The 22,750-nt window shown below is 54.0% G+C and carries 26 protein-coding genes; all 26 read right to left on the bottom strand.

The genetic code is table 11. From position 1 onward, the window contains the following. Positions 1–814: 814 nt before the first annotated feature. Positions 815–1,186: a hypothetical protein gene (locus tag Electrica_RS06350; protein ID WP_029602632.1), complete on the bottom strand. Its 372-nt coding sequence runs from the start codon at positions 1,184–1,186 to the stop codon at positions 815–817. A 91-nt stretch (positions 1,187–1,277) separates the two neighbouring features. Beyond that, on the bottom strand, positions 1,278–1,433 hold the full coding sequence (locus tag Electrica_RS29185) for an HGGxSTG domain-containing protein (RefSeq protein WP_004213176.1): 156 nt from the start codon (positions 1,431–1,433) through the stop codon (positions 1,278–1,280). 295 nt (positions 1,434–1,728) lie between these two features. Then, positions 1,729–4,794, bottom strand: a complete 3,066-nt coding sequence (locus tag Electrica_RS06340; protein ID WP_141963957.1) for a phage tail length tape measure family protein — start codon at positions 4,792–4,794, stop codon at positions 1,729–1,731. Positions 4,795–4,801: 7 nt separating this feature from the next. Further along, the gene (locus Electrica_RS06335) at positions 4,802–5,128 is read right to left on the bottom strand and encodes a hypothetical protein (protein ID WP_004213174.1); all 327 of its coding nucleotides are present in this window, start codon (positions 5,126–5,128) and stop codon (positions 4,802–4,804) included. Beyond that, complete coding sequence (locus Electrica_RS28385) at positions 5,128–5,298, bottom strand: hypothetical protein (RefSeq protein WP_004213173.1); 171 nt, start codon at positions 5,296–5,298, stop codon at positions 5,128–5,130. Before Electrica_RS28385 ends, Electrica_RS06335 begins: the two co-directional genes overlap by 1 nt. Positions 5,299–5,481: 183 nt before the next feature. Then, a complete protein-coding gene (locus tag Electrica_RS06330; protein WP_004213172.1) occupies positions 5,482–5,955 on the bottom strand; it encodes a hypothetical protein in 474 nt (157 codons plus the stop codon). 4 nt (positions 5,956–5,959) lie between these two features. Continuing rightward, complete coding sequence (locus Electrica_RS06325; RefSeq protein ID WP_167686264.1) at positions 5,960–6,343, bottom strand: PerC family transcriptional regulator; 384 nt, start codon at positions 6,341–6,343, stop codon at positions 5,960–5,962. Beyond that, complete coding sequence (locus tag Electrica_RS06320; protein ID WP_142255852.1) at positions 6,324–6,770, bottom strand: single-stranded DNA-binding protein; 447 nt, start codon at positions 6,768–6,770, stop codon at positions 6,324–6,326. The genes Electrica_RS06325 and Electrica_RS06320 overlap by 20 nt, the downstream gene beginning before the upstream one ends. 339 nt (positions 6,771–7,109) lie before the next feature. Beyond that, complete coding sequence (locus tag Electrica_RS06315; protein WP_141963955.1) at positions 7,110–9,872, bottom strand: TOPRIM and DUF927 domain-containing protein; 2,763 nt, start codon at positions 9,870–9,872, stop codon at positions 7,110–7,112. After that, a complete protein-coding gene (locus tag Electrica_RS06310) occupies positions 9,865–10,215 on the bottom strand; it encodes a hypothetical protein (RefSeq protein ID WP_064371072.1) in 351 nt (116 codons plus the stop codon). Before Electrica_RS06310 ends, Electrica_RS06315 begins: the two co-directional genes overlap by 8 nt. A 9-nt stretch (positions 10,216–10,224) precedes the next feature. After that, a complete protein-coding gene (locus tag Electrica_RS06305) occupies positions 10,225–10,854 on the bottom strand; it encodes a hypothetical protein (RefSeq protein WP_141963953.1) in 630 nt (209 codons plus the stop codon). After that, positions 10,851–11,072 (bottom strand): hypothetical protein, encoded by a 222-nt coding sequence (locus tag Electrica_RS06300; RefSeq protein WP_029602623.1) that lies wholly within the window; start codon positions 11,070–11,072, stop codon positions 10,851–10,853. The genes Electrica_RS06305 and Electrica_RS06300 overlap by 4 nt, the downstream gene beginning before the upstream one ends. Next, a complete protein-coding gene (locus Electrica_RS06295; RefSeq protein WP_141963951.1) occupies positions 11,069–11,332 on the bottom strand; it encodes a nicotinic acetylcholine receptor subunit beta in 264 nt (87 codons plus the stop codon). Before Electrica_RS06295 ends, Electrica_RS06300 begins: the two co-directional genes overlap by 4 nt. After that, the gene (locus Electrica_RS06290; protein WP_141963949.1) at positions 11,329–11,646 is read right to left on the bottom strand and encodes a ubiquinol-cytochrome C reductase; all 318 of its coding nucleotides are present in this window, start codon (positions 11,644–11,646) and stop codon (positions 11,329–11,331) included. Before Electrica_RS06290 ends, Electrica_RS06295 begins: the two co-directional genes overlap by 4 nt. Then, positions 11,643–12,605 carry an ash family protein gene (locus tag Electrica_RS29430; RefSeq protein WP_141963947.1) on the bottom strand — a complete coding sequence of 321 codons (963 nt, stop codon included), beginning with the start codon at positions 12,603–12,605 and terminating at the stop codon, positions 11,643–11,645. Before Electrica_RS29430 ends, Electrica_RS06290 begins: the two co-directional genes overlap by 4 nt. Beyond that, positions 12,602–12,781: a DUF4222 domain-containing protein gene (locus Electrica_RS06280; RefSeq protein ID WP_087825907.1), complete on the bottom strand. Its 180-nt coding sequence runs from the start codon at positions 12,779–12,781 to the stop codon at positions 12,602–12,604. Before Electrica_RS06280 ends, Electrica_RS29430 begins: the two co-directional genes overlap by 4 nt. Then, positions 12,781–13,371 (bottom strand): BRO-N domain-containing protein, encoded by a 591-nt coding sequence (locus Electrica_RS06275; RefSeq protein WP_141963945.1) that lies wholly within the window; start codon positions 13,369–13,371, stop codon positions 12,781–12,783. Before Electrica_RS06275 ends, Electrica_RS06280 begins: the two co-directional genes overlap by 1 nt. A 13-nt stretch (positions 13,372–13,384) precedes the next feature. Next, the gene (locus tag Electrica_RS06270) at positions 13,385–13,816 is read right to left on the bottom strand and encodes a hypothetical protein (protein WP_141963943.1); all 432 of its coding nucleotides are present in this window, start codon (positions 13,814–13,816) and stop codon (positions 13,385–13,387) included. Then, positions 13,816–14,031 carry a helix-turn-helix transcriptional regulator gene (locus Electrica_RS06265; RefSeq protein WP_087808184.1) on the bottom strand — a complete coding sequence of 72 codons (216 nt, stop codon included), beginning with the start codon at positions 14,029–14,031 and terminating at the stop codon, positions 13,816–13,818. The genes Electrica_RS06270 and Electrica_RS06265 overlap by 1 nt, the downstream gene beginning before the upstream one ends. Before the next feature lie 555 nt (positions 14,032–14,586). Beyond that, positions 14,587–15,237, bottom strand: coding sequence for a hypothetical protein (locus Electrica_RS06260; RefSeq protein WP_032421644.1), 651 nt, complete (start codon positions 15,235–15,237; stop codon positions 14,587–14,589). After that, on the bottom strand, positions 15,234–16,496 hold the full coding sequence (locus tag Electrica_RS06255; RefSeq protein ID WP_141963941.1) for a tyrosine-type recombinase/integrase: 1,263 nt from the start codon (positions 16,494–16,496) through the stop codon (positions 15,234–15,236). The genes Electrica_RS06260 and Electrica_RS06255 overlap by 4 nt, the downstream gene beginning before the upstream one ends. 227 nt (positions 16,497–16,723) lie before the next feature. Then, the gene (gene der, locus Electrica_RS06250) at positions 16,724–18,202 is read right to left on the bottom strand and encodes a ribosome biogenesis GTPase Der (protein ID WP_141963939.1); all 1,479 of its coding nucleotides are present in this window, start codon (positions 18,200–18,202) and stop codon (positions 16,724–16,726) included. Between the two features lie 191 nt (positions 18,203–18,393). After that, complete coding sequence (gene bamB, locus Electrica_RS06245) at positions 18,394–19,572, bottom strand: outer membrane protein assembly factor BamB (protein ID WP_131048781.1); 1,179 nt, start codon at positions 19,570–19,572, stop codon at positions 18,394–18,396. A 10-nt stretch (positions 19,573–19,582) separates the two neighbouring features. After that, positions 19,583–20,203, bottom strand: coding sequence for a YfgM family protein (locus tag Electrica_RS06240; protein ID WP_100683309.1), 621 nt, complete (start codon positions 20,201–20,203; stop codon positions 19,583–19,585). Between the two features lie 34 nt (positions 20,204–20,237). Next, positions 20,238–21,512 (bottom strand): histidine--tRNA ligase, encoded by a 1,275-nt coding sequence (hisS, locus tag Electrica_RS06235; RefSeq protein WP_100683310.1) that lies wholly within the window; start codon positions 21,510–21,512, stop codon positions 20,238–20,240. Positions 21,513–21,603: 91 nt separating this feature from the next. Further along, complete coding sequence (ispG, locus tag Electrica_RS06230; RefSeq protein WP_100683311.1) at positions 21,604–22,725, bottom strand: flavodoxin-dependent (E)-4-hydroxy-3-methylbut-2-enyl-diphosphate synthase; 1,122 nt, start codon at positions 22,723–22,725, stop codon at positions 21,604–21,606. Positions 22,726–22,750: the final 25 nt, after the last annotated feature.

Here is a 22,750-nt window from a genome sequence, read left to right as displayed (position 1 = left end):
ATCTTAGCGTGCTCATGGGGTAGCCTTTTTCGATGCCCGTTCAAATGACCGAATTGACGCCTCCGCTTTGTGTATCACCCTGGCAAACCCTTTAGCGTCTCTCGGTTCTTTCAACCGCCAATAAGCTGATTCAGTCTTTAGCAGTCGAGAGCGCTTTTTCTCGAAGGTATCCCATCTCATGCCGGGAGGCTTCGGAAACTTGAGCGGGCTATTTAGCAGGCTGCCCGCGGGTAGGTAATCATCCCCCCATAGATCATGCCTCTGCTTCCACACACTGCGCCGTAAGCGAGCGATCTCATCTTCACTCTGGCTGGCATAGTGAAGGCTCCAGCATTTACGACACCCTATATCCTTCCGGCCAATAAATAATTTCGCAACCCGGCCACCACAATGCGGGCAAATGTACCATCGCCGATAGCCAAAACCTGCCCGGGTGATCGTGATGCCAATAACCCGCATTACTCCGTTGATTGTCGCGCTGTAGCCACCGGAGACCATCGAGAAGTACACCCTTCCGCTCTCGGTATCACAAAAAATCTGTGTTTTTTGGCTCGAATCCACCAGCTTTCTTTGCATATCTGCCAGAAACTGGAGGTTAATCCGTGGTAGCGCAGAGGTGTAAACCCGCGTCTGCTCTCTCATTGACTCAGATCTCTGCTAAAAAAAATCCGCAAATGAATACGAAATTATATGAGTAGTGCACAATTGGTCACTGCGAATACGGCCTAATAATCGTCGCTAGAACCTTAACAATTGTTAACTACTCATTGGGTAAGCAACTGCTGCGCATGTATCGGTTTCGTTTTCTGAACAATCAGCGCTTTGACAACTCCCGTTGGAAAGCCGCCGCCATCTGCGGTTTAGCATCAGCAACACCCTGCTGTAGAAACTCTTTCCTGGCCCTGGGGAGGGTGAATTTCTGCGGGATGTTCGGATCTGCTACATAGATTGCGTAATTTGCTGAATATCCGATGCGTCCAGTGATGCGCGTCCCGTTAGTGATGACCTCTTTAAACTGCGAGTTAATCAGCGTGCTGGTATCAACTGGCGTATAGATTGCGGCTACGAGTCCGGCCTCATGCAAAGCGGCTGTCATTGCGCGAGGTAAGCGCCGCCCAGTAATGTCCCTCACCAGCGCATTCATGTTGCGCCGGATGTTGTTCATGCCCCTGCCTTTAATACCCATTTTTCACCTCTTATCTCTACCAGGTACGCGCAGCAAAAAGCTCCATTCTGCTGCGTACCTTTCTGCGTACAGCGTACCATCAGCGCGAACTTTACTGCGTATTGTCACCCTGGCTGGTGGCCTGCCGCTTTCTCTCCAGCCAGCGGCGGAATCCCTCTAATTGCCGGGCCTTACCCTCTGGCGTCTTTGCGCCGGTGCTCATGCCACCGTGTAACTTGCAGCGCCCAGAAGCGTAGAGCGCCGTCATTTTGCACGGTGTCCCTTTCCTCGTCGTCGCTCCGCACGTCATATCCCTGCAGGCGTCCGGGAAAGGTGTTCCGCCGCCGATATCATCAGCCCACGCACGGTATAGTTTTCGCTTTTCGTCGTTAGTCACGGGATCGCCTTTCGATGTCAACTTTTGTCACCCTCTCATGGGGTAGGTTGTTTACTGGCTGCGTTCACGCGAAAAAAAGTTCTTATTTCCGACGGGTGAAAATGCTCTTAAACTGGCAGTCCTGTAAAGCATGGGGGAGAGGGTTTACCTCCCCCCTTAGGGCACATTAAAAGGCACCCCTTGCCTGCCGTCTAAGCCCGTGCGCACCTGCGATCGCTGTGGACATTGGGCCGCCGGTATCCACGTCATTGAGAAATCCAGTAACTGTTACCACGTCACCTTGCTGGAAAGCGTCAGTGCCAGTAATGTTGTGCTGGTTGCCGGTGGTCTGGTCGATAAGGGTTATGTTGACCTGTATCGGTCGTTCAGTGCGGCTTTCCGCCTGGCTGGATGATGCTGAGGATGCCGGGAGATATTCTTTACCGGTTGACGCTCTCTTGATGCTCGGAGAGCCGCTTGTCACATCCTTGTTGCTGAATACCTTCCCGCCATCACCCGGTATCATGAAAAGGCCTTTGCTGGTCTGCATGAGTTCCGGAAGGTTTCCTTCGCCTACAGGGTAAATATTGCCGGATGATACCGGGCCGCCATTCTTACGGCCGCCAGCAATACCCATAGCCATAACACCGAGTAAAGCACCCAAGCCAATCTTAGCCGCAGTACCCATAGATGCTATCGATGCCATTAGCGCTGCAGGCGTCCATGCAGCAGTTGTTGTAGCGGCTGCGGCAGTAGAAACGCCAACCTGAGTAGCCACGGCAGCATTTTGAACCGCAGAAGTGGCGATAATGGCAGCCTGCTGAGTGGTAGCCCCCATAATGGCGTTTTTAGCCCACTCAACGCCCATCTGGACGAAGGAGTTAATCAGGCTATTCAGCACAGTGCTGGATAAAGATCGCATCGCCTCCTGAGCGCTCATACTCCCCGTTATCACACCGGTAAGGGCGTTAGAAGCATTCCCGGCCAGCGCATCAAACGATGCCGCCAGCGCTTCATTACTCAGGCTTTGATTGCGGTAGATCTCCCACTGCGCGGCGATTCGCTGCTGCTCATACTGTTTATTCGCCGCGTTCATCAGCTCGATGCCGCGCTGGGTTAGCTGGCCCTTCTGTGTCTCGAATTGCTGTATTAACGCGATTTGTTGGGCGTGCTGATTAGCCAGTTGTTGAACTGGGTCTATCTGTCCCTGCGCCTCCTGCGTCGGGCTCACGACCTGTTGTGCGCGGATTTTGGCGAGGTTTACCTGGTGCTGCTCCTCCAACTGCTCTGAGGCGCGGTTGTACTGCTCCTGTGAGATTATCAGCTCACCATTGGCGTTATTCTGGTCTTTCAGACTGTCGAGTGCCTTACGCTGGGCGGCATAGTCGGCGTTCTCCTTGCGCTCAGGAACCGCATTCTGTGCTTTCAGGGCAGCGGCCTTATCCCATGCCGCTGCTGCGTCTCTTTCAACCTGAGCGACCTGCTGGGGCGTTGGGTTAATTAGTTTTTGCTTCGCCGCCAGTATCGCCTGCTCGCGGGAGAGGTCGCTGGTGGAGTCAGCAGACAAAGCCGCCTTCTGCTGATAATCCTCAAGGATACGGGCATTCCGTTCTGCCTGAGTACCTGCTTGTTTTGCTGCCGAATTAGCTTCGCTCTGTGCGTTTCGCTCGTTTTTAGCGGCTTCGGCGTTGGCTTCCTGCTGCTTATATGTCTGGAGCTTAACCTGATAGTATTCTCTGAAAGCTTGCGTACCGGCTTTAAGCCCCTGCCGTTCAGCGTCACGCCATGCCTGCGCCTGCTGTTTGGCCTCTCCAGTCTGTTTAGTGATGAAAAGCTCCTGGCGGGCCTGCTGCAAGGCCTTAGCCTGGCTGTCGCTGAGGCTGATTGTAATGGCTCGTAGTTGCGCCAGCTTTGCCTCTGCTGTTACCGCACTGCTAGCCATATCTAACATCTTTCGGGAGTATATGGCTGTTTGCTCACTCCCTTTTTGCGTACTGCTTCCGTTGCTTAAAATGATATTATTTAGTGCTATTAGATCATCAGTGGCCGGCGCTGCCTTATTGCTAACCTCAGAGAGTTTTTTAGTGAATAGAAAAGCTTGATCGCTCGTCCATCCAAAACGCTCAGCTATCGCATCAACTGTACCTGCCATTGAAAGAGTTATTGTCTGAAAATCCGGGCCTTTAGACATGGCCTGCTGGACTGCTTGTCCATAATCGTCTGTTGTAACCCCGAGGTACTTCAGGTTTGCGTTGAACAATTTAATGCTAGGAGATGCGCCAGAAAATCCGGAGGTAATCCTGTCAGTCAACGTAATAAACTCAGTTGTCACATCTTTAATCTGTGATGGTAGCTTTGCCAGCGCATTGCTTACCTCTAACTCAGCCTGCTTTTTCATGGCTGTTGCGACAGAAAGGTTAATACGGGCCATTTCAGCATATTTATCTGATAGCGCCGCCACGCCATTACTCGATACCGTCATTACATCGTCGAGCGTTTTCGTGGCGTCCTGAAGCGCTTCCATCGCATCCTTACCCTTACCCAGAGACGCTACAAGCGTACCGGCCACCGCGGAACCAATAGCGATAACGGCACCGAGTACAGCGCCGCCGGGGCCAAAAGCACCGGCCAACTGAGAGCCCTGCTGCGCAAAGGCCACCAGCGCAGACTGCCCACCCTGAACCTGCACAACAAAATCCTGAACCTGATACCCGGCCTGCTGCATGGTGTTTTTCCAGTTGCCGTGGCTTTTGGCTCCGGTATCAACTCCCGTTTTCATGTCATAGAGTCGCCCGGTAAGCTCGCCGATTTTCTGCTTCTCTTCATCGGTGGCCTTCGAGCCCGCCCGGATCTGTGCAGCGAGGATTGCTGCGCTACGTGCGCCGTTTTCTTGGGCTTCGTCGAGAATTGCCAATTGGTTCCCCAGGTTCTCAAGGATAGCCTCTGCCCTAGTAAACTCAGCACCAGCGCCGCCGGCACTTGAACCAGCTTCCTGCATAGCCCGCGTGATGGCATTCACATTTGAGTTTAAGGTTTTGAGCGAGCTATCCATTGAGCGGGCGTAGCCAGCAAGTTCACTAAATGAGGTTCCGGCACTAGATGCGGACGAGCTCAAATTATCAAAGGCTTTACTGCCATTTTTCGAATCAGCCGAAAGAGCATCAAGAGTGCTCTGTACCTTGTCCATCCCCTTGAGGAACGGTAAGACATCAGCGTCAATTTCAATGTAATAATTACCAAAATTATTACTCATACGCACCTCAGTGTACTGTCGTGGAAGACTGTTTTTTTAAAGCCTTAGTCGTCATGAAGGTGATGACGTAAGCACCATGCTCAGTCAGCCGATACTCCGGGCCATCGAGAGAAATTAACCGCAGTAACATTTGATATGCTTCACGTTCAAATGTCGCCCCGTATTGGTTTTTGGCTGCTGAAACTGAGTTATCCACCAGCCCCGCGGCTAAAAGGTGCGTTTCAACATTGCCGCTGACGCCATCAACGGTAATAACATTATCTCCCGTTTCCCGGCGCAGATCGCGAATGTAGGTTTCAGCGATAGCCTCTGCCAGTCGTTGTAGTTGTTCCATTACGCCTCCATTTCTGTGCTTAAAGCGCGTTCCATCAACTGACGCGCGATAACGTGGATGGTGGGAGCAATGCCCAGCGGTGATTTCTTCCGTTCATTTTCCTGCAGCGTACGGAGTTTCTCGATCTGTTCCATGCTGAGAAGAACGGGTTTTACGGATGGTGTTGCCATTGCGTACCTCCTGATATTTATACAGTGATTATACTTGCAATTTTGTCAACACTCACACAATTCATTGCTCAAATTGAAATGATTATTTTATGGTCACGATCGATTTCTCTTGTTTTCAGGCGATAAAAAACCCCGTCTTAGCAGGGTTCTTTTGATTTTTAGTTATAAAATTTCGTTGTTACTTCACTTACAATTTTTCATTTCGAGGTTGAAAAGATCATCATATAACTTCTGTAGTTTACGGCTAGTCTCATTGTTGACCATAGCAAGCTCCGACTTTGACGCTTTTATAATTACATTATCAGCCTGTTTGTCGGTGAAAATATATTCTCCGCTAATTTTTCCTACATCTGTATAGCCAGATACTTTCCCGCATACCGCATTAAATCCGTCATGCCTATACACTTTTTCCTCACTAAAACGCAATCCCTTGTCGATGTTAAACTCGCTATCACATACCAACTTTGAGGCTCCAGCCTTGATGACGCCTGAACTTTCCATAAACTGCCATTTTTGGCACTCTCCAGGCTTGTACTTTTTTGCCAACTCTTTTTTTACGGACTCATGAGCATCATTGATTAGCTGAGAATCTGGAGTGTCGCCACATCCAGCAATAACCATCACCGATAAGAACAGTAGCCCTGTCAAATATTTCATCGTTTTATCCCTTCATCCCAGAGTAGAAAAGCATCCTATCACTGAAATACAGGCTCGAATGCGAATTACCCGCCAGGATGCCAAACTTTCTTCCCTTCATCCTGAACACCTCCCCGTTCGGCCTGCCGATCCCCATCCTGTCCTGCGTCCGAGTCGCCGACGCCTGCAGTCCACCGTAGTCGTCAGGTTTGGCCGGTGGGCACCTCACCTTCTGAAGACAATCATCCCGGCGCTGCCGCACCCAATCCCGATCGTCATCTTCCGTACAGCACCACATAACATCAATCAAGCGGGTGGCGGCCCGGCGATACAGCCCCTTAACTTCAAGTGCTTCTGCCTTGCTGTCGTTTACGATGTTACGATCCCCCTCAGAGCGGTATGCTGTCATCAAATGGCGGCGTCTGGTCATAGTCCTCATAGCCCGGCGGGGCCGGTTGCTGCTGCGCACGCCGTAGCGCGTCTGTTGCTTGCCCCTGCTGCCCCTGTCTGCCTCCGGGGCGGGCTGTTCTGGCGCTGATCACACTGTCGGCCAGTACCTGGTAACCCTGCTGGGTGCCGCCATCCTGGCCCGCCCACTGATTGATCTGCATATTGCCCACCACGCTGACGAGATCGCCTTTCTGGTGTTTGGCCAGCGCATCGGCCTGCTTCCCAAAGGCAATGACGCCCAGCCAGAAGGTAGCCTGCCCGTCCGCTGCGGCATTGCACGGCAGCGATACCGCCAGCCGGGCCATAGCCATGCTCGTACCTTTTCCCGTTGTCCGGGTCTCAGGGTCGGCCACCAGCCGCCCGTATGCTGAAATTTGTGCTGTCATGCTCACCTCTCTCTCGGTCAGTCTCTGTTTTTTTTCTGATAATAAACAGAAATAGTGTTGGTTCAGTTGGTTCAGTTGGTTCACTGCCCGCCAGCCCGCGCCGTTACTGGGTTTTCCTGAACCAACTTCAGCAATTTTGCGTTGGTTCAGCGGGGCATTCTGTTGGTTCACCGCCTGCCAGGGAAAAAACTCTACGCGCTGGCGTTGGTTCAAAACAGGCATTTGTTGGTTCAGTGTTGGTTCAGATTCATAATTAAAATGCTTATAAAACAGTAACCTTTAATTACTGAACCAACTGAACTGACTGAACCAACACCTTTTACTCGTATGTGAGAAATACTATTCCTCTGGCTGGTTGTAGTCCTCCGGCAGGTAGTTGAGGACGTAAACGTTGATCTGCCTCCCCTGGATACGTGGAGACTTGCGCTGATATCCGCGTCCGCTGCTCGGCGGCGTCAGCATTCCCGCTCTTTTCAGTACTTCGGCAAACTGCTTGTGATTAAAGCCCGCGGCGATTTCCTTCTCGAACGTTGCCGGGAACGTATAGAACGATATAGGGCTCTCGTCGTGTTCCCCCTGGTGCCGCCGGTAGCCGGCTAGTTCTTTTATTGGCAGGTCGGCCGGGCTGTAAGGAAACGGCGCAAACCGGCTCAGGCCGTAGGCGTTAAGAAACGCCTCCGTTTGCTCGATGATCTGCTGATGCTCTTTGTTGCCGGTGCCGAACTCCCGCAGCCAGGCGTTATAGCTGTGCTGTACCGCATCCCGGCAGGTCTGTGCATCCCAGCCGGTGATGCCGGCGCTCAGCAGCAACGCCGCCTCCAGAATAGCGAACCTGGCGGCTACGCGATGTACCTGCTCGCCGTAGTCTGCAGGTATCAGGCTGCGCCAGCGGGACTCACACCCCCGGACAGCTTCTGTAGCCTGCTGCTGGTGGTCGGCCAGCCACTTAATCCACTGCCGCCCAGCGGCGCCGTGGTGGTGCTGGTATGCCTCCTTCAGCGCATCCGCGTGCTGCTTGCCGTTCTGGTGCTCGTGGAAGTGAACCGCCTTACTCAGCGGGATATTCAGCAGCCGCACCAGCTGCCCGGCTTTGGTCCTGCGTCCGGCGCCCGCGATGAAGGTTTCCAAATCCATCTCGCCGGTGCTGATTGCCACGGTGCGCCAGCGCTTTAAGTCCCGGTTGCCGCCCTCCTTCGCACCCTGCAGCTTCCCAACCCCGTTAAAAAGCGCATAGGCAGACTGCGACACGCTTACCGGGTCGGATCCCTGGCCGACCTCATCCAGCGGCATCAGGCCGTCATTGTGTGCGGCGGCTTCGTTCGCCAGCCCCAGCGCCGTGCCGTACCACGTCAGGCGCAGTAAATCCGGGTTGCCATACAGGCTGCTGGCCACGTTCGCCGTGGTGGTCTTACCCGCGCTCGACTGCTCATAGAAGTGAATCCCGAAGCCATCGGCGCCCGCCAGGCCAATCAGTGGCGCCGCCAGCGCTGCGGCGGTCGCAGTCATCATGGAGTAGTTACCGGCTACCAGGTACGCCACGCTGCCGCGCCAGTCCTCAGCGGTGCCTTTGACGGTGTAGCCGGCCGCCGCCGAGCTGCGGCCGTTGAACAGCACCGGATGTTCCGGCGTTCCGATAACCTCGCCGTCCGGCATGATGTATGCCCCGCACTGCCAGCCCGTCGCGTGGGCAACGCGCCACAGCTCCCGCGCGCCGCTGCGCTGTAGCCAGTCGGCCAGGATCGCGCGCAGGCTGCTTTTGGTGGTGACGTTAATCCCGCCCGCCTTCAGGGTGCGCCAGCCTTCACGCTCGCCAATATCAGCCAGGGGGATTGCGGCCGTCGTCAGCGCGCTGACACCGAATGCCTGCCAGCGGATAATCAGGTACTGGTCTTTATCATCCCGGCCGGTGCCCACCACTTCCAGCGGCGAACACAGCCACGCTTCCTGGTTGATAACCTCCCCGCTGTCCTTGTCCACTTTCGGTGTTACCCAGAAAACGCCGTCTGCGCGGCTCTCAACATGCGGCTTAAGCGGGTCTTTCTCTGGCTGGCCGGACTTTCCGCCCTCAATGGCCTGTAACTGCGGTTTCACGCTGTCCCCCTGCGGTTGATACATCGAATGGTTAAAGGCTGCTGTAGCGGCTGCCAGCCCGTGCTGCTGGTGGTAGTCGTTCCAGTCGGCCTTATAGTCTGTCGGCGGCACGGACACATAACCATCCACGGATAAGGCCGCTTTCTCGGCACGCTCTGTGCCGGTGTTGGGCTTGTCGTCTAATCTGTCGTTATCGGCGGCAATGACGATCTGCGCCAGCGGGTACTTTCGGCGCATCACTTCCGCGACGGGCAGCAGGTTGCCCGCGTCTATTCCTGCTACTGTCAGAGCATCAGGGCAAATTAAGTGACACGTTAGAGCAGTAGCCAACCCCTCAGCAATTAACACGGTCTGCGGGTCATCTGGCGTGTTCACGGCGTGATATGCGCCGCGCTTTGCAGAGCCGGCCACCAGCCGCTTTACTCCTTCACGCGTAATGGTCTGCGCTGCCACGACTGCGCCAGCCTCATCTACCAGGGTCAGCAAAATTGAACCATCGGAAAGAATGGGGAAGGTGAAGCCGTCCAGCCCCTTACCAGTCAGATATTCAGATTCGCCCTGAGTGGCATTCTGACGCTTCTCATCGTACAGACGGGAAAACGTAGCCCGGCGCTGCTGTGCGTCACCTGCCGCCCGCTGCAGGCGCTCCTGCTCCAGTTGTGTACGCTCGGCTTCCAACTGCTCCCGCCTCTGGCTAGCGGTGGCTTCGTCCTGTACTGCTGCCCGGTAATCAATACCCAGCACATCAGCCGCCAGTCGCGCGGCCTCAGAGGTATCGCATTTGTTCACCTTTCGAATTAGGTCAAGGCCGTCACCGGCGCCGCACTGGTTGCAGATAAAGCTGCCGCGGCCGCCATCATCGAAACGGAAGCGATCCGAACCGCCGCAGGCCGGGCACGGGCCATGCCTCCGCGGTGAATCCGGCACATTGATATGCAGGCCAGCCAGCACCGAAGGCCAGCGGTCAGCGGCGGCATGAGTCACTTCGCGAATGAGGTCGATATTACGCATTCTCACCCCCGTGATTGCCTGCCACGGTTGCGCCCATATCGTTAACCATGCTTTGCCATATCTCACGACCGCGACCGGTCAGCCCGGCAGCGGTAACGCAGCGGCTAAGCAGCTCGATCCCTACGCTTTCCCACTGCGGGTAATGTTCTTTCAGCGCCTCCAGCGCGTAGCCGTCGATGAGGTCGCGGACGCCTTTCACGCCACCGACAATCTCCACGCGGACAGACTCGCCATCCACATCAATCATGAAGTAATCGCCATTGCTGGTGGCGGTGATATGGTCATACAGCGCCGCAGCATACTGGTTCGCCAGCGCATTCAGACGGAAGTTTTTAGTAATCATTAGGTCCCCTTAGTGCGCCACCGGCACTTCGGGAAGGCCGTTTTGTTCTATGCCATCAATAAAACCATCATGTAGCTCTGCCAGTATCTCGCGCCCGGCGGGCGTGAGTTCTCCGGCTTCCACATCCAGCATGGACTGATAAAACACAATGGCGTTTTCCGTACCCTGTTCAGTGCCGTAACGCTCGATAAGAGCACCCTCAATGTTGTTCGCCATCGCCAGCCGTTCAGCGAATGGATAAACCACAATTCCCGCTTTACCATTGGAGTAAATCGCTACCTGTGACGCGGAGCCGTCCGGTTCAGTAACCATGGTGGTGCCGTTCTCGCGCTTCATTTCAGAAACGAACGTCGCAGCAATCAGCCAGCGCCACATAGTGACGTTGTGTTGCGCGGTAAAGTCGAAATATCCGCAGTTTCCGCCCTCTGCTACGGCAAGGTGAATGTCATAACCCGCGCCGCTGGAGTCGTCATAATCGCCAGCGTCAAGACGGTTCACGGCGTCCTCATAGCCAATAAGCTGAACTGTTTCACGACCATCGTCACCAGAGTTGGTGATCCTCACCCCTTCAGGCGTAGGCTCAGCACGGAATAGTTCGGTATTTCCCGATATTTTCTGGAATGGATAAACATTGCTCACGACCTGCCCTCCTTAAATTCACGCATCGCATAATCATGTAACGCGCTGTCTGCCTCGCTCATGGCTTCCGGAACACCATTCAACAACGTGATGATTGAACCTAAGAGCCGCGGGAGGTCTGGGTCTGAATCTTTCGAGGTTCTTTCCAGCCACAGGGATAAAACGGCCTGCGCCTGCTCAACCTGGCAGGTCGCATCAATAAGCTGCAAATGGCTCATACGCTGGTCTCCGCATCAATTCGGGCTATATCGACAATCGCCAGGACTTTATCCAGCCAGCAATGCACGATGACTGCTTGCTCAACGTCGAGGTATGGGGATAAATCGGTCATAACGTGAGCCAGCCCATTGCGAGCCCGGGTCATACGCTCCGCTGTGCGTTCCGCCAGCGTAAAATCTTCCGGATAAGGTTGCTCACGGGATAGCATCGCCTCGGCCTCAAGCCCGGCAGGATGGCGGTATATAGCGTTTATATTCATTTGGCTGACCTCACCTTTGATTCCTTCCCGCAGTCAGAACGACATACACTCGCATTCGCTGCGGTATCGTTCAGCGCCAGCACCACCTCACCAACCGTACCCAGCATTGCGCCTATTTTGCGCATGTCTCCCTTTGCGGTTTCCTCGGTGTAGTTGTCATTGTCCGTGGCCCAGAACATCAGGCTGCCAATGGCACTAATGCCGAGCATCAAATCACTCACGGCCTCGTCTGCGCGGTTCTGAATGCTTTCCAGCTCATCAGCGGTGGCGCCTTTGCCAAACTCGTGGCGAACTAAATCGTTATACAGGCTCATGCGGCCACCTCCTGAACACGGGTAATGCGCACATGGCTGAGACCTTCACGATGCGCCTGAAGCACTGCGTGGGCCGTTGCTGTTTTGGTGTCGCTGGATATGAGCTGATAGCCGATACCAACCGTTAAACCGCGCTTATTAACGGCGTAGCCGGTGATGCGGAAATAGTTACGCATGAGCCACCTCCAGACGGATGCGACCAGCGAAAAAGCAGACGTGATCCCGAACCAGAGAACGGCGGGCTTCACGCTCAGAAGGTGCGGCGATATGGTGAATTTTTGCGGTAATTGTCGGCATATCGCGGCGAACAGCGGCGATAATCCAGATAAATTGCGGAATTTGGGTAGGGGTAGTAGCCAACATGTGGCAGCCTCCGATAACAGGGGATTAAACCCATCACCGGAAACGCCAATTTCACTGGTGATGGACTGGACAGGGTTGGCGTAACCGGCGTTATCGGAAACCGGCGCTTCCGAAGAAGCCCCCGCCCAGCCCACCATAATTCTGAGGCAAGTCCGGTATGAAACCGAACCGCTGAAAAAAGGGTGTACTGAGCTAACGACACAAAAAAAGACGCTTGGCGCGTCATGTGTCGCCGACAACTTTACCAGGACGCCAATCCCGGCACCAGATTTTGCTGGTGCGCTATAACCATAGACCGGGATACCTTCAGACCGCAAGCCCTTTTTGTCACGGTGCGGCAATTTATAGCTGGCGGTGTGATGGGCTCCACATCCACCGCCGGCGCCGGACACGCTATCTTCCAGATAGTCAGTTTCCGAACGTTTACCCACGCGCTTACTTGTCTCGAAATACACTTCAACAGAGCCACTATCAGTGGCCCACAGAATGACGGGTTTTGACAGGTTCCCACGGTGGCGCACCGCCTGCAGAGCGTTAACTTTTGCATACATCAGGCCAGCCAGAGAGAGGCTTTTACGCCGTGCACCGGTAATCATTGCTTCACCTCCGTGTACTCCTTCATGAAGCGCTCAATGGGCTGTACGCATGGGAACTGATAGCCCTCGCGATAGAACGTCACGCGGTTATGCGCTACAGCGGTCACGCTCACCGTCTGGCCCTGCGCGTCGCGATATGCGTGATTTGGCAGCGGTGTGCTGGTGGAGTTAGCCATTAATGAATCTCCAGCAGATCCGGCTGGTACTTACGCCACAGCTCGATTTCTTCAGCAGCAAGGCGGGCCTTCTCACTTTTGCACGACTGCAGGTCTTTACCGCGCTTACTGGCCTTCTTCGTGTAAATCTCTTTGCGGCGGGTATGGTCATTCAGGAATGCGAACGGCACTCCGTAGGAGCCGGTTTTGCGGATGGACGGGATAACGTCGCGGAATACCCAATTGCTGAAGCGGTGGGCGAACGTGCCGGGCGTGGAGGCTTTGCGGCTACGGGCAATCAGCTTATAGAAGCCGGACTCAGCCACTACCCCATGGTTAGGATTGCCCCGATTACCGTAGATTAAAGCTACAGTATTCTTTTCGTCGTCATCGAGAGATTTAAGAGCGTCGCGGGAATTGACGATATCGAGCGCAGCACAAATATCCTTAGCAATAAACCACGGCTCACCGTAAACATTCACAATGCGCACGGTATACGCTTCAAATTTAATAACTGAAATATCGCCCTCTTCGGCTTTGAATATCTCTTTCTGGCTGGCTACAGGCTGAGGGGAGGCCTCAGAATTGAATCTGATTTTTTCGATTTTCATTTTTTCGGCTCCGTTATGCGGCGGTGAAGTTGTCCGGGTAGAGGTTCAGAATGTCGGTAATATCCTGTTTAGTAAGCCCATGGTGTTGGTTGACTGCTGCCATGTGGTTCACAAACTGAATCACCTTCAGCACGTCACCACGGCACGCAAACCGGTAGCGCATGTGCGCCCCGATACCATCAGGATTTTTCTCTTCAAGGCGTTCAAGGCAGATATCAAGCTCACGCTCAAGCTCGCTCGCGTAGTTCCGGCCAGAGGAAAGCCGGCAATTGCGCAGAATATCGTTTTCTGTCCATCCACCAGCACCGCAGCGCAGCATGAAAGTGCGGGCGCGGTGTTTCTTCGGGGTGCGGCGTGGCGCTTGAATAGCGAGTGCTGGTGGCGTAACATCAGATCCGCGAGTATCTGAGTTAGCCGCCTGTAATGGGCGGTTTTCTTTTTTCATCAGACCACCACCCCGCGGCGTTCTGCCAGCCAGTTGTTAATCTCTACCGCATCAAAAGCGGTCACGTTATTGGTGAGTTTCACCGGGCGTGGCAACGTGCCGTTTTTAACCCATCGATCAATGGTTGGCATTGATACCCCTAACAACGCCGGCATGCGAAAGCGGCGGATATACCCAGTGGTAGGAATGGCTGATTGTGTCGTTTGACTTGGCATCATATGCTCATTAACTCCCTTGATAGCTGCTGAAGTTATGCGCAGTTTAGTGGCTATTTATCCAGATATTCCAGTGAAAATGGATTCTTTTGAAAGATCTACCATTTCCATTAAAAAACAGCATTTCCATTGAAAAAACACATTCCGATAATCTCTCGCATTCCTCCGAATAAACAGCACCTTGAGTTAACGCATAACCCATTGATTTATCAACTTTTTACATCTTTTCGCATGCGTTACTCTGTTTTGGTATGTTTTGTTATGTATTGATTTACATGTCTTTATTTGGCTGCAAATGACTCACTATGACGACTTATGGAGAGCACAGGACAACACAAAACGACACAGAACGACGCGCGTTGACACGAAATAAAGAATTGCGAACTGGCACGGGCTGGCACGGAAGGTAACAGCGGGAAACGACACGCTCTATAGCGATCTATAACGATTTTATCTCATGGTGGTTATAGTCAGGTGTAGCAAGGGGAGGTAGTTGATAACTGGCGCCACGCCATTAATGATCCCTTGAATCTGTTTAATGGCGTGGTTGATTTCTTAATCGAGGTTATGGATTGCTAACAAAGCCTGCTTTGCTTTTGCCGCAAAAGCAGCTCTGCTTATCCCTTTTTTTGAAATACCTTCACACTCTAATAAATCAAGCACATCCTTATAGATGGCCGTCACATTAGGCTTGCCAGAGTTAATATAGGAGGATGCTCCAGATTTTTTTACCAGCAACTGGATGATCACGCCCATCATCTTCATTGTTCCGTCTTCCTCATCCTGTTTGCGGTGCTGGCCTCGCCCGCTGCGATTCGTGTCTTTGATGTAGTTCACAAGATGCAAGCCACCCAAATTGCGGGCTTTTTCCTCCCAGCCTTTTGTTCCACGCAAATCGTCGATAGCCTCTGTAACTTTTTGCGTAATTATCTCGGGCGTACTTTCTTCAATAAATGGGAAAGCAGCTAAGAGAATATCCAGAGCGTTACAGGCCTCGTCAGTAGATATTTTTTTATCCCTGTGTACCTTTAGTGCTCTAGCTATTGCCCTTCTGGTGTGATCAACGTAATCAAAATGCTCTTCGGGAACGTCACTTATTCGAGTTAAGGGGTTCAACCCCGCAAGAGCCAGCGCCATCTCTTGCGGGGTTATTGAGACAGACACACAAAGCCTTTCGATAGGTGATTTTCTAAGGATATCTTTCATACTTTCCTTCGCTCTAAATCAAACGGCATTACGTTATAATCTCCCCCACTTTCCAGAGCCACCAGCAGATTCGCCCACTGCGCCAGCGCCGCTTTCCGCTCATCAAAGTACTGGTGACGGTTATAAATACCCTCTATACCCGGTATTTTATGGTTAAGGCAACGCTCGGCTATCACCGGGTCAATGCCTATCGCTGCCATCTGGGTGCGCATGGTTCGCCGCAGGTCATGGATACTGAACGGCTCAACGTCAGCCATTTCTTTCAGTACGGACGGCATGACCATATTCAGCGTGGCTCGGCTAACGTGAGCCGTTGTTCTGGCTCGCCTGGCTGGGATTAACCAGCGGCTATCACCGGCAAAAAGTCGAATCTCTTTAATCCATTCGATCACTGGCGCCGGCAGCGGGATATCGATGTCATCACCATTCTTTGCCCGCGAGCCAGGGAGATGCCAAACCTCGTTATCAAGGTCGAACTCCGACCATTCGGCGGCACAAAGCTCCATTTTGCGCACCCCAAGCGCCAGAATGATCTTGAAGGTCAGCTCATTTTCTCTGCTGATTCCACGCCCGCGGCGTAGAGCTTTGAAGAACACAACCAGCTCATCACGGCTTAACGCACGTTTGCGCCCCTGCTCTTTGCCGCCAGCGTCTTTAGCGCCAAATGATATGGCTGGGTTAACCTCTATCATTCCGCGTACCACAGCGTAATCAAACAGGCGTTTGAGCATGCGAAGTACATCATTAGCTACCGTGGGAGACCCTCGCTCTAACACATCCTGCAGGACGCTATCAATGTGCCGCGGGCGAACGTCCTCTACCTTCATCTTTCCGATGAGAGCAACGATATTCTTTTGCAGACTGCTGCGGAAAAGCTCCGGATGTTTGTACGTGGTCTCTATCTGGCGGGCGTAATACTCAGCGGCAAGCTCTGAAACGTGAATGGCGTTCTTCTCAGCCTCAATCTTCGCTATTGCCTCAGCCTTGCGCTCCTGCTTCTCTGCGGCTACGTCATACCCGAGCGCTACCCGTGCGGATAACTCTTTCGCTATATCTCGGGCTTTTGCCAGTGAGAAATCGGAATAAGAACCGATCATCATGGTACGGGCCTTTCCCGCCAGCTTATATCGATAGCGCCAAAAAGGAGTTTTATCCTCTTTTCGAAACCTCAGATAGAGGCCGTCACCGTCTGCTCGCCCCTCGAAGCGCTCCCCGCTCTTAATCCATGCGCGGATCTGCATGTCTGTAAGTTTTGGCATGTGCGAATACCTGAAAATCCTTACCGTGATCCATTGGGTACACCGCGAAATGTACCCAAATTGCTTAAAGGTATACCCAAAACTTTGTCTAATGATCATGGGTACACCTCTGTGTACACGACAATCATGCGCTTTGTTGCGTCTTTATGATAGCCCATGATAACAAAAAAGCCCGGCAGGTGCGGGCTTTGAAGGATTCATGTTGGTGGGTAAATTTTGCTGATAGCTTATTTGCTTTTCTTGATGTGTTTAATCAAGCGCTTACGCTTACGCATCTGGTTCGGCGTCAGGGTATTGCGTTTGTTGGCAAACGGGTTTTCCCCTTCTTTGAACTGGATACGAATCGGCGTACCCATTACGTCCAGCGACTTGCGGAAGTAGTTCATCAGGTAACGCTTATAGGAGTCCGGCAGGTCTTTGACCTGGTTACCGTGGATGACCACAATCGGCGGGTTATAACCACCGGCATGGGCATATTTCAGCTTCACGCGACGACCACGCACCAGCGGCGGCTGATGATCTTCTGCCGCCATGGTCATGATACGGGTCAGCATCGCCGTCCCGACGCGACGGGTCGCGCTGTCATACGCTTCGCGTACGGATTCGAACAGGTTACCTACGCCACTACCGTGCAGCGCGGAGATAAAATGGATGCGTGCAAAGTCAATGAATCCCAGACGGAAGTCCAGCGTCTCTTTAACCTGCTCTCTCACTTCCTGGCTCAGGCCATCCCACTTGTTGACCACAATCACCAGCGAGCGGCCGCTGTTGAGGATAAAACCGAGCAGAGAAAGATCCTGGTCGGAAATCCCTTCACGCGCATCGATAACCAGCATCACTACGTTGGCGTCTTCAATCGCCTGCAACGTTTTGATGACCGAGAATTTTTCGACCACGTCGGTAATTTTACCGCGCTTACGTACGCCCGCGGTGTCGATGAGCACGTATTCACGTTCGTCGCGCTGCATCGGAATATAGATGCTGTCGCGCGTGGTACCCGGCATGTCGTAGACCACCACGCGGTCTTCGCCCAGGATACGGTTGGTCAGCGTGGATTTACCGACGTTTGGACGGCCGACAATCGCCAGCTTAATCGGCAGATCTTGCGGATTGAAGTCATCTTCCGGCTCTTCAGCTTCTTCACCGTTCTGTTCCGCTTCAAACTGCTCCCAGTATGCCGCATCTTCATCGACTTCTTCTGACGGGTCGATCGCTTCGGCCCACGGCAGCAGAACGTGCTCCAGCAGGCTGGTCACGCCGCGACCGTGAGACGCAGCGATCGGATGGATATCTCCGAGGCCCAGCGACCAGAAGTCGGCAATCGCCTGATCGGCATCGATGCCGTCGGTTTTGTTCGCCACCAGGAAAGTCGGCTTTTCGCGCGAGCGCAGATGTTTGGCGATCGCGGTATCGGCAGGCATCAGCCCCGCGCGCGCATCGACCATAAACAGCACAACGTCCGCCTCTTCAATCGCCAGCAGCGACTGTTCAGCCATACGGGTTTCAACGCCGTCTTCTGTGCCATCGATACCGCCGGTATCGATACAGATAAATTCACGACCTTCAACTTCAGCACGACCGTACTTACGGTCACGAGTCAGCCCCGGAAAATCCGCGACCAACGCATCACGAGTGCGCGTCAAACGGTTGAAAAGCGTGGATTTTCCAACATTAGGGCGCCCGACAAGCGCGACCACAGGTATCATGTTAAATGCCTCTTACAAATTGCTATACAACGTCGATTTAACGACGTTTTTAAAAAAGTCAAAACGGCCCCTGTCTGCCAGGAGCCGTTTCTCAATTCGCACTATACCCGTTGTCTCTTAGTGAACTTCGCTGCCGGCCGCGTTGCCAGTCGTTGCGAAGAAACTCAAGAGCCGCGGGTAAGCCGCCACGACTAACGCGTAATTGAATACAGCGTGCCGTCGGTTGCCTGGATCAGCAGTCGACCATCGGCTACTACCGCGTCGGTACGGAAGCCGGAGCTATCCACTTTCTGCTGGGCCACAAAGTGACCATCTTCCGGGTTCACCCAGTGCATATAGCCTTCGCTATCACCGACCACCAGGTTGCCATTATACAACACCGGCGCGGTCAGCAGGCGATGCAGCAGATCGCTCTGCGTCCACAGCGTCACGCCACCTTCGGTGGAGAGCGCCAGGATGCGGTCATTCTGATCGACGAGGTAGATACGGTTGCCGTCAACGATAAAGTCATTCACGGAACCCAGCTCACGTTTCCACATGATCTGGCCGCTGCGCAGATCCAGCGCGGTCAGGTTGCCGTTATACGCCAGCGTGTATGCCACACCGTTGACGATAACCGGGGTCGTATCGACGTCATTCAGACGATCGATTTCCGTCGGTCCGGTCGCCTGGGAGATACGCTGCTGCCAGATAATCTGCCCTTGCTGCATCAACACGGCGCTCACGCGACCGTTATCACCGCCAACGATGGCTGCGCCATAGGCGGTCGCCGGGGCGGATTCACCGCGCAGAGACAGCGCCGGCATATCCAGGTTAACGGTCCACTTCACCGCCCCATCCGCTTCATTCAGCGCCTGCAGCTGACCGTTACTGGTGTGCACCAGAACCATGCCGTCGCTGACAACCGGACGAGAAATCGCTTCACCCGCAACGCGAGCCTGCCACGCCACGCTACCATCGCTGGTATTCAGGGCGAACAGCTGCGCTTTTTCGCTGCCGATATAGACATGGCCGCCGGAAACGGTGACGCCGCCAGAGAGCAGCGCAGGCGTGCGAGAGAACCAGCCGTCTTTTTCAGCCAGGTTAACCGACCACACCTCTTTGCCGTCGGCAGCGTTCAGCGCTTTGACGGTACCCTTACGATCGGCCGCATAGACGACGCCGTCGGCAAAAGCCGGATGCAGGTTAGAATAGAAATCGCCGATACCATCGCCAACAGAGGTACTCCAGGACGTGGACGGCGTAAACTGATTTTCCACCGTCGGCAGCGGTGACATTTTCACCACATCTTCTTCGCTGTTAAACAACGAACAACCGCTTAATAAGGTAACGGAAAGCAGCCCTGGCAAAAGTAATTTACGCAATTGCATCGAGTCCCTCTCAGATGGACAGATTATTTATTTTCATACGCATCATTTCGCTGAGCGCAGGTGAAGCATCGCTTTTCACACCCGCTTCCCAGGCCGCGCGAGCGCCTTGCTTATCGCCTTTGTTGAGCAGAATCTCACCACGGAGATCGGCGACAATAGCGACCCAGCCTTCACCTTTAATACCATCAAGGGTTTTCAGCGCTTCATCAGGTTTTTTCAGCTGTAGCTGCACACGCGCAAGACGCATATTGATAACCGACTTCAGGTTATCATCCGACGCGGCGGCCAGGCCCTGCTGAAGCTGCTTTTCGGCATTTTGCAGATCGTTGTTATCGACAAAACGCTGGGCCAGCTCCAGAGAAGCAAACGCGCCGTAGCTGTTTTTGCTATCGGCAGCAAATTTTTCCGCCGAGCTCAGCGCTTCCGGCGTGTTTGATTTGAGCGCGGAAATGGCGTTTTCATAGGCTAAAGAGGATTCTCTCGCCGTATCCTGCTGATGAGAACTCCAGTAGCGCCAGCCAACCAACGCGCCAATCCCTAAAATCACACCGACGGCCAGCGCCTTGCCATTTTCGGCAAAGAAACGCTTGAGCGCATCGACCTGATCGTTTTCGTTGTTATACGTTTCCACGCAGTCCTTCTCCTGACTAATGATTCCCGGGAGATTACCCCAGAAGTGCGCGCAAATGCGCAGCAACGCTATCCTGCGTTACGGTAGTTTGCTCACCTGAGCGTAAATCCTTCACTACCACGTTTCCGTCAGCAATTTCTGATTCACCGACCACCAGAGCAACGCGAGCGCCCCATTTATCCGCGCGGGCAAACTGTTTCTTAAAGTTGCCACCGCCGTGGTTGGTCATCAGCTTAGCGCCGGGCAGCTCATCGCGAACCCGCTCAGCCAGACGCATCGCTGCAGACTGGGTATCGGTTCCGGAAGCCACTAGGTATATATCGACAACAGGATCGGCTTTAAATTCCGGATTGACCGCCTGAACCAGTAAAACAAGACGTTCCAGCCCCATCGCGAAGCCTACGGCCGGCGTCGCACGCCCGCCCAGCTGCTCTACCAGACCATCATAACGACCACCGGCACAGACCGTTCCCTGGGAACCGAGGCTGCTGGTGACCCACTCAAACACGGTACGGTTATAATAATCCAGCCCGCGCACCAGACGCTGGTTGACGGTATAGCGAATACCGGCATCGTCCAGCAGGGCACACAGCCCGGCGAAATGCGCTTTGGAGTCTTCATCCAGATAGTCGCCCAGCGCAGGCGCGTCGTTGAGCAGCGCCTGCACTTCCGGGTTTTTGGAATCCAGGACGCGCAGCGGGTTGGTATACATGCGGCGTTTGCAGTCTTCGTCGAGCTTATCTTTAAACTGCTCAAGATAGGCGACCAGCGCATCGCGGTAGGTCGCGCGCGCTTCCAGCGAACCGATGGAGTTCAGCTCCAGCGCAACGTGGTCAGCGATACCCAGCTCACGCCACCAGCGGGCGGTCAGCATGATCAGCTCGGCATCGATATCCGGGCCCTGCAGGCCAAAGACTTCAACACCCATCTGATGGAACTGGCGATAGCGCCCTTTCTGCGGACGTTCGTGGCGGAACATCGGCCCGACGTACCACAGACGCTGTTCTTGATTGTACAGCAGACCATGTTCGATGCCGGCACGTACGCAGCCCGCCGTCCCTTCCGGACGCAGCGTCAGGCTGTCGCCATTGCGGTCCTCAAAGGTGTACATCTCTTTTTCAACCACGTCGGTCACTTCGCCGATCGCGCGTTTGAATAACGGGGTCTGCTCTACAATCGGCAAACGGATTTCGCTGTAACCGTAGCTGCCGAGCACCTGTTTCAGTGAGCCTTCAATGCGCTGCCAGAGAGCGGTCTCGCCCGGCAGATAATCGTTCATGCCACGGATGGCTTGAATGTTCTTTGCCACGTTTATTCTCTTTATCTATATACAAAAATGAACCCCGACGCCGCGCGTCTGCGGGTTCAATCATACACGGGAAGTGATACACCGCCCCGGATTATTTCTCTTCAACCTGCTGAACATTGATGCGACGCGCTTCATCAAGCATCGAGGCTTTAGCACGGATTCGCGCTTCCAGCTGATCGATCATATCGTCGTTGTCCAGCCTGTCTTTACGCACGCCATCTTCATAGAGGCCGCTTTTTTTATTGCCGCCGGTCACGCCAAGCGTCGAAACCAGCGCTTCGCCCGGACCGTTCACCACGCAGCCGATAATCGAAATGTCCATCGGCGTAATGATGTCTTCCAGACGCTGCTCCAGCGCGTTCACGGTGCCGATCACGTCGAACTCCTGACGCGAACAGGTCGGGCAAGCGATGAAGTTGATCCCGCGGGCGCGGATGCGCAGGGATTTCAGAATGTCGAAACCCACCTTGATCTCTTCCACCGGATCCGCCGCCAGGGAAACGCGCAGGGTATCGCCGATCCCTTCAGACAGCAGCAGCCCCAGACCGATCGCCGATTTCACCGCGCCGCTACGAGCGCCGCCGGCTTCAGTGATCCCAAGGTGCAGCGGCTGATCGATCTGCTTCGCCAGCAGGCGATAGGACTCGACGGCAAGAAACACATCCGACGCTTTTACGCTGACTTTGAACTGTTCGAAGTTGAGACGATCGAGATGATCGACATGGCGCATGGCGGATTCCAGCAGCGCCTGCGGCGTAGGTTCGCCGTATTTTTCCTGCAGATCTTTTTCCAGCGAACCGGCGTTAACGCCGATACGGATAGGAATATTTTTATCGCGGGCGCAATCAACCACCATGCGGATACGTTCTTCGTTACCGATGTTACCCGGGTTGATACGCAGACAGTCCACACCGTATTCCGCCACTTTCAGGGCGATACGGTAGTCAAAGTGGATATCGGCGACCAGCGGGACGTTGACCTGCTGCTTGATGAGCCTGAACGCTTCCGCCGCATCCATCGTCGGAACGGAGACGCGGACGATATCCGCGCCAACGCGCTCTAAGGCTTTGATTTGGTTTACCGTCGCAGCCACATCGGTGGTGCGAGTATTGGTCATCGACTGTACGGCGATGGGCGCGCCATCGCCAATCGGCACATTCCCAACGTAAATACGTTTTGATTTTCTACGTTGAATCGGAGCCTGGTTATGCATGAAAAATCTCCCGCGTTACCCGTCT

Source organism: Klebsiella electrica (assembly GCF_006711645.1).
GTDB lineage: Bacteria > Pseudomonadota > Gammaproteobacteria > Enterobacterales > Enterobacteriaceae > Klebsiella > Klebsiella electrica.
Note: the sequence above shows the minus strand (reverse complement) of the source record. Positions and strands in the feature narration are given on the sequence as shown.

Coding starts and splice junctions, on each gene's coding strand:
- Electrica_RS06270 (WP_141963943.1), bottom strand. CDS start 13,816: ATGAAAAAAGAAAACCGCCCATTACAGGCGGCTAACTCAGATACTCGC.
- Electrica_RS29430 (WP_141963947.1), bottom strand. CDS start 12,605: ATGATTACCGGTGCACGGCGTAAAAGCCTCTCTCTGGCTGGCCTGATG.
- Electrica_RS06310 (WP_064371072.1), bottom strand. CDS start 10,215: ATGATTACTAAAAACTTCCGTCTGAATGCGCTGGCGAACCAGTATGCT.
- Electrica_RS06265 (WP_087808184.1), bottom strand. CDS start 14,031: ATGCCAAGTCAAACGACACAATCAGCCATTCCTACCACTGGGTATATC.
- Electrica_RS06320 (WP_142255852.1), bottom strand. CDS start 6,770: ATGACAGCACAAATTTCAGCATACGGGCGGCTGGTGGCCGACCCTGAG.
- Electrica_RS06340 (WP_141963957.1), bottom strand. CDS start 4,794: ATGAGTAATAATTTTGGTAATTATTACATTGAAATTGACGCTGATGTC.
- Electrica_RS29185 (WP_004213176.1), bottom strand. CDS start 1,433: ATGACGGCGCTCTACGCTTCTGGGCGCTGCAAGTTACACGGTGGCATG.
- Electrica_RS06255 (WP_141963941.1), bottom strand. CDS start 16,496: ATGCCAAAACTTACAGACATGCAGATCCGCGCATGGATTAAGAGCGGG.
- Electrica_RS06295 (WP_141963951.1), bottom strand. CDS start 11,332: ATGAATATAAACGCTATATACCGCCATCCTGCCGGGCTTGAGGCCGAG.
- Electrica_RS06350 (WP_029602632.1), bottom strand. CDS start 1,186: ATGGGTATTAAAGGCAGGGGCATGAACAACATCCGGCGCAACATGAAT.
- Electrica_RS06280 (WP_087825907.1), bottom strand. CDS start 12,781: ATGGCTAACTCCACCAGCACACCGCTGCCAAATCACGCATATCGCGAC.
- der (WP_141963939.1), bottom strand. CDS start 18,202: ATGATACCTGTGGTCGCGCTTGTCGGGCGCCCTAATGTTGGAAAATCC.
- Electrica_RS28385 (WP_004213173.1), bottom strand. CDS start 5,298: ATGGCAACACCATCCGTAAAACCCGTTCTTCTCAGCATGGAACAGATC.
- Electrica_RS06300 (WP_029602623.1), bottom strand. CDS start 11,072: ATGAGCCATTTGCAGCTTATTGATGCGACCTGCCAGGTTGAGCAGGCG.
- Electrica_RS06315 (WP_141963955.1), bottom strand. CDS start 9,872: ATGCGTAATATCGACCTCATTCGCGAAGTGACTCATGCCGCCGCTGAC.
- Electrica_RS06335 (WP_004213174.1), bottom strand. CDS start 5,128: ATGGAACAACTACAACGACTGGCAGAGGCTATCGCTGAAACCTACATT.
- Electrica_RS06330 (WP_004213172.1), bottom strand. CDS start 5,955: ATGAAATATTTGACAGGGCTACTGTTCTTATCGGTGATGGTTATTGCT.
- ispG (WP_100683311.1), bottom strand. CDS start 22,725: ATGCATAACCAGGCTCCGATTCAACGTAGAAAATCAAAACGTATTTAC.
- Electrica_RS06325 (WP_167686264.1), bottom strand. CDS start 6,343: ATGACAGCATACCGCTCTGAGGGGGATCGTAACATCGTAAACGACAGC.
- Electrica_RS06275 (WP_141963945.1), bottom strand. CDS start 13,371: ATGAAAATCGAAAAAATCAGATTCAATTCTGAGGCCTCCCCTCAGCCT.
- Electrica_RS06290 (WP_141963949.1), bottom strand. CDS start 11,646: ATGAGCCTGTATAACGATTTAGTTCGCCACGAGTTTGGCAAAGGCGCC.
- bamB (WP_131048781.1), bottom strand. CDS start 19,572: ATGCAATTGCGTAAATTACTTTTGCCAGGGCTGCTTTCCGTTACCTTA.
- Electrica_RS06260 (WP_032421644.1), bottom strand. CDS start 15,237: ATGAAAGATATCCTTAGAAAATCACCTATCGAAAGGCTTTGTGTGTCT.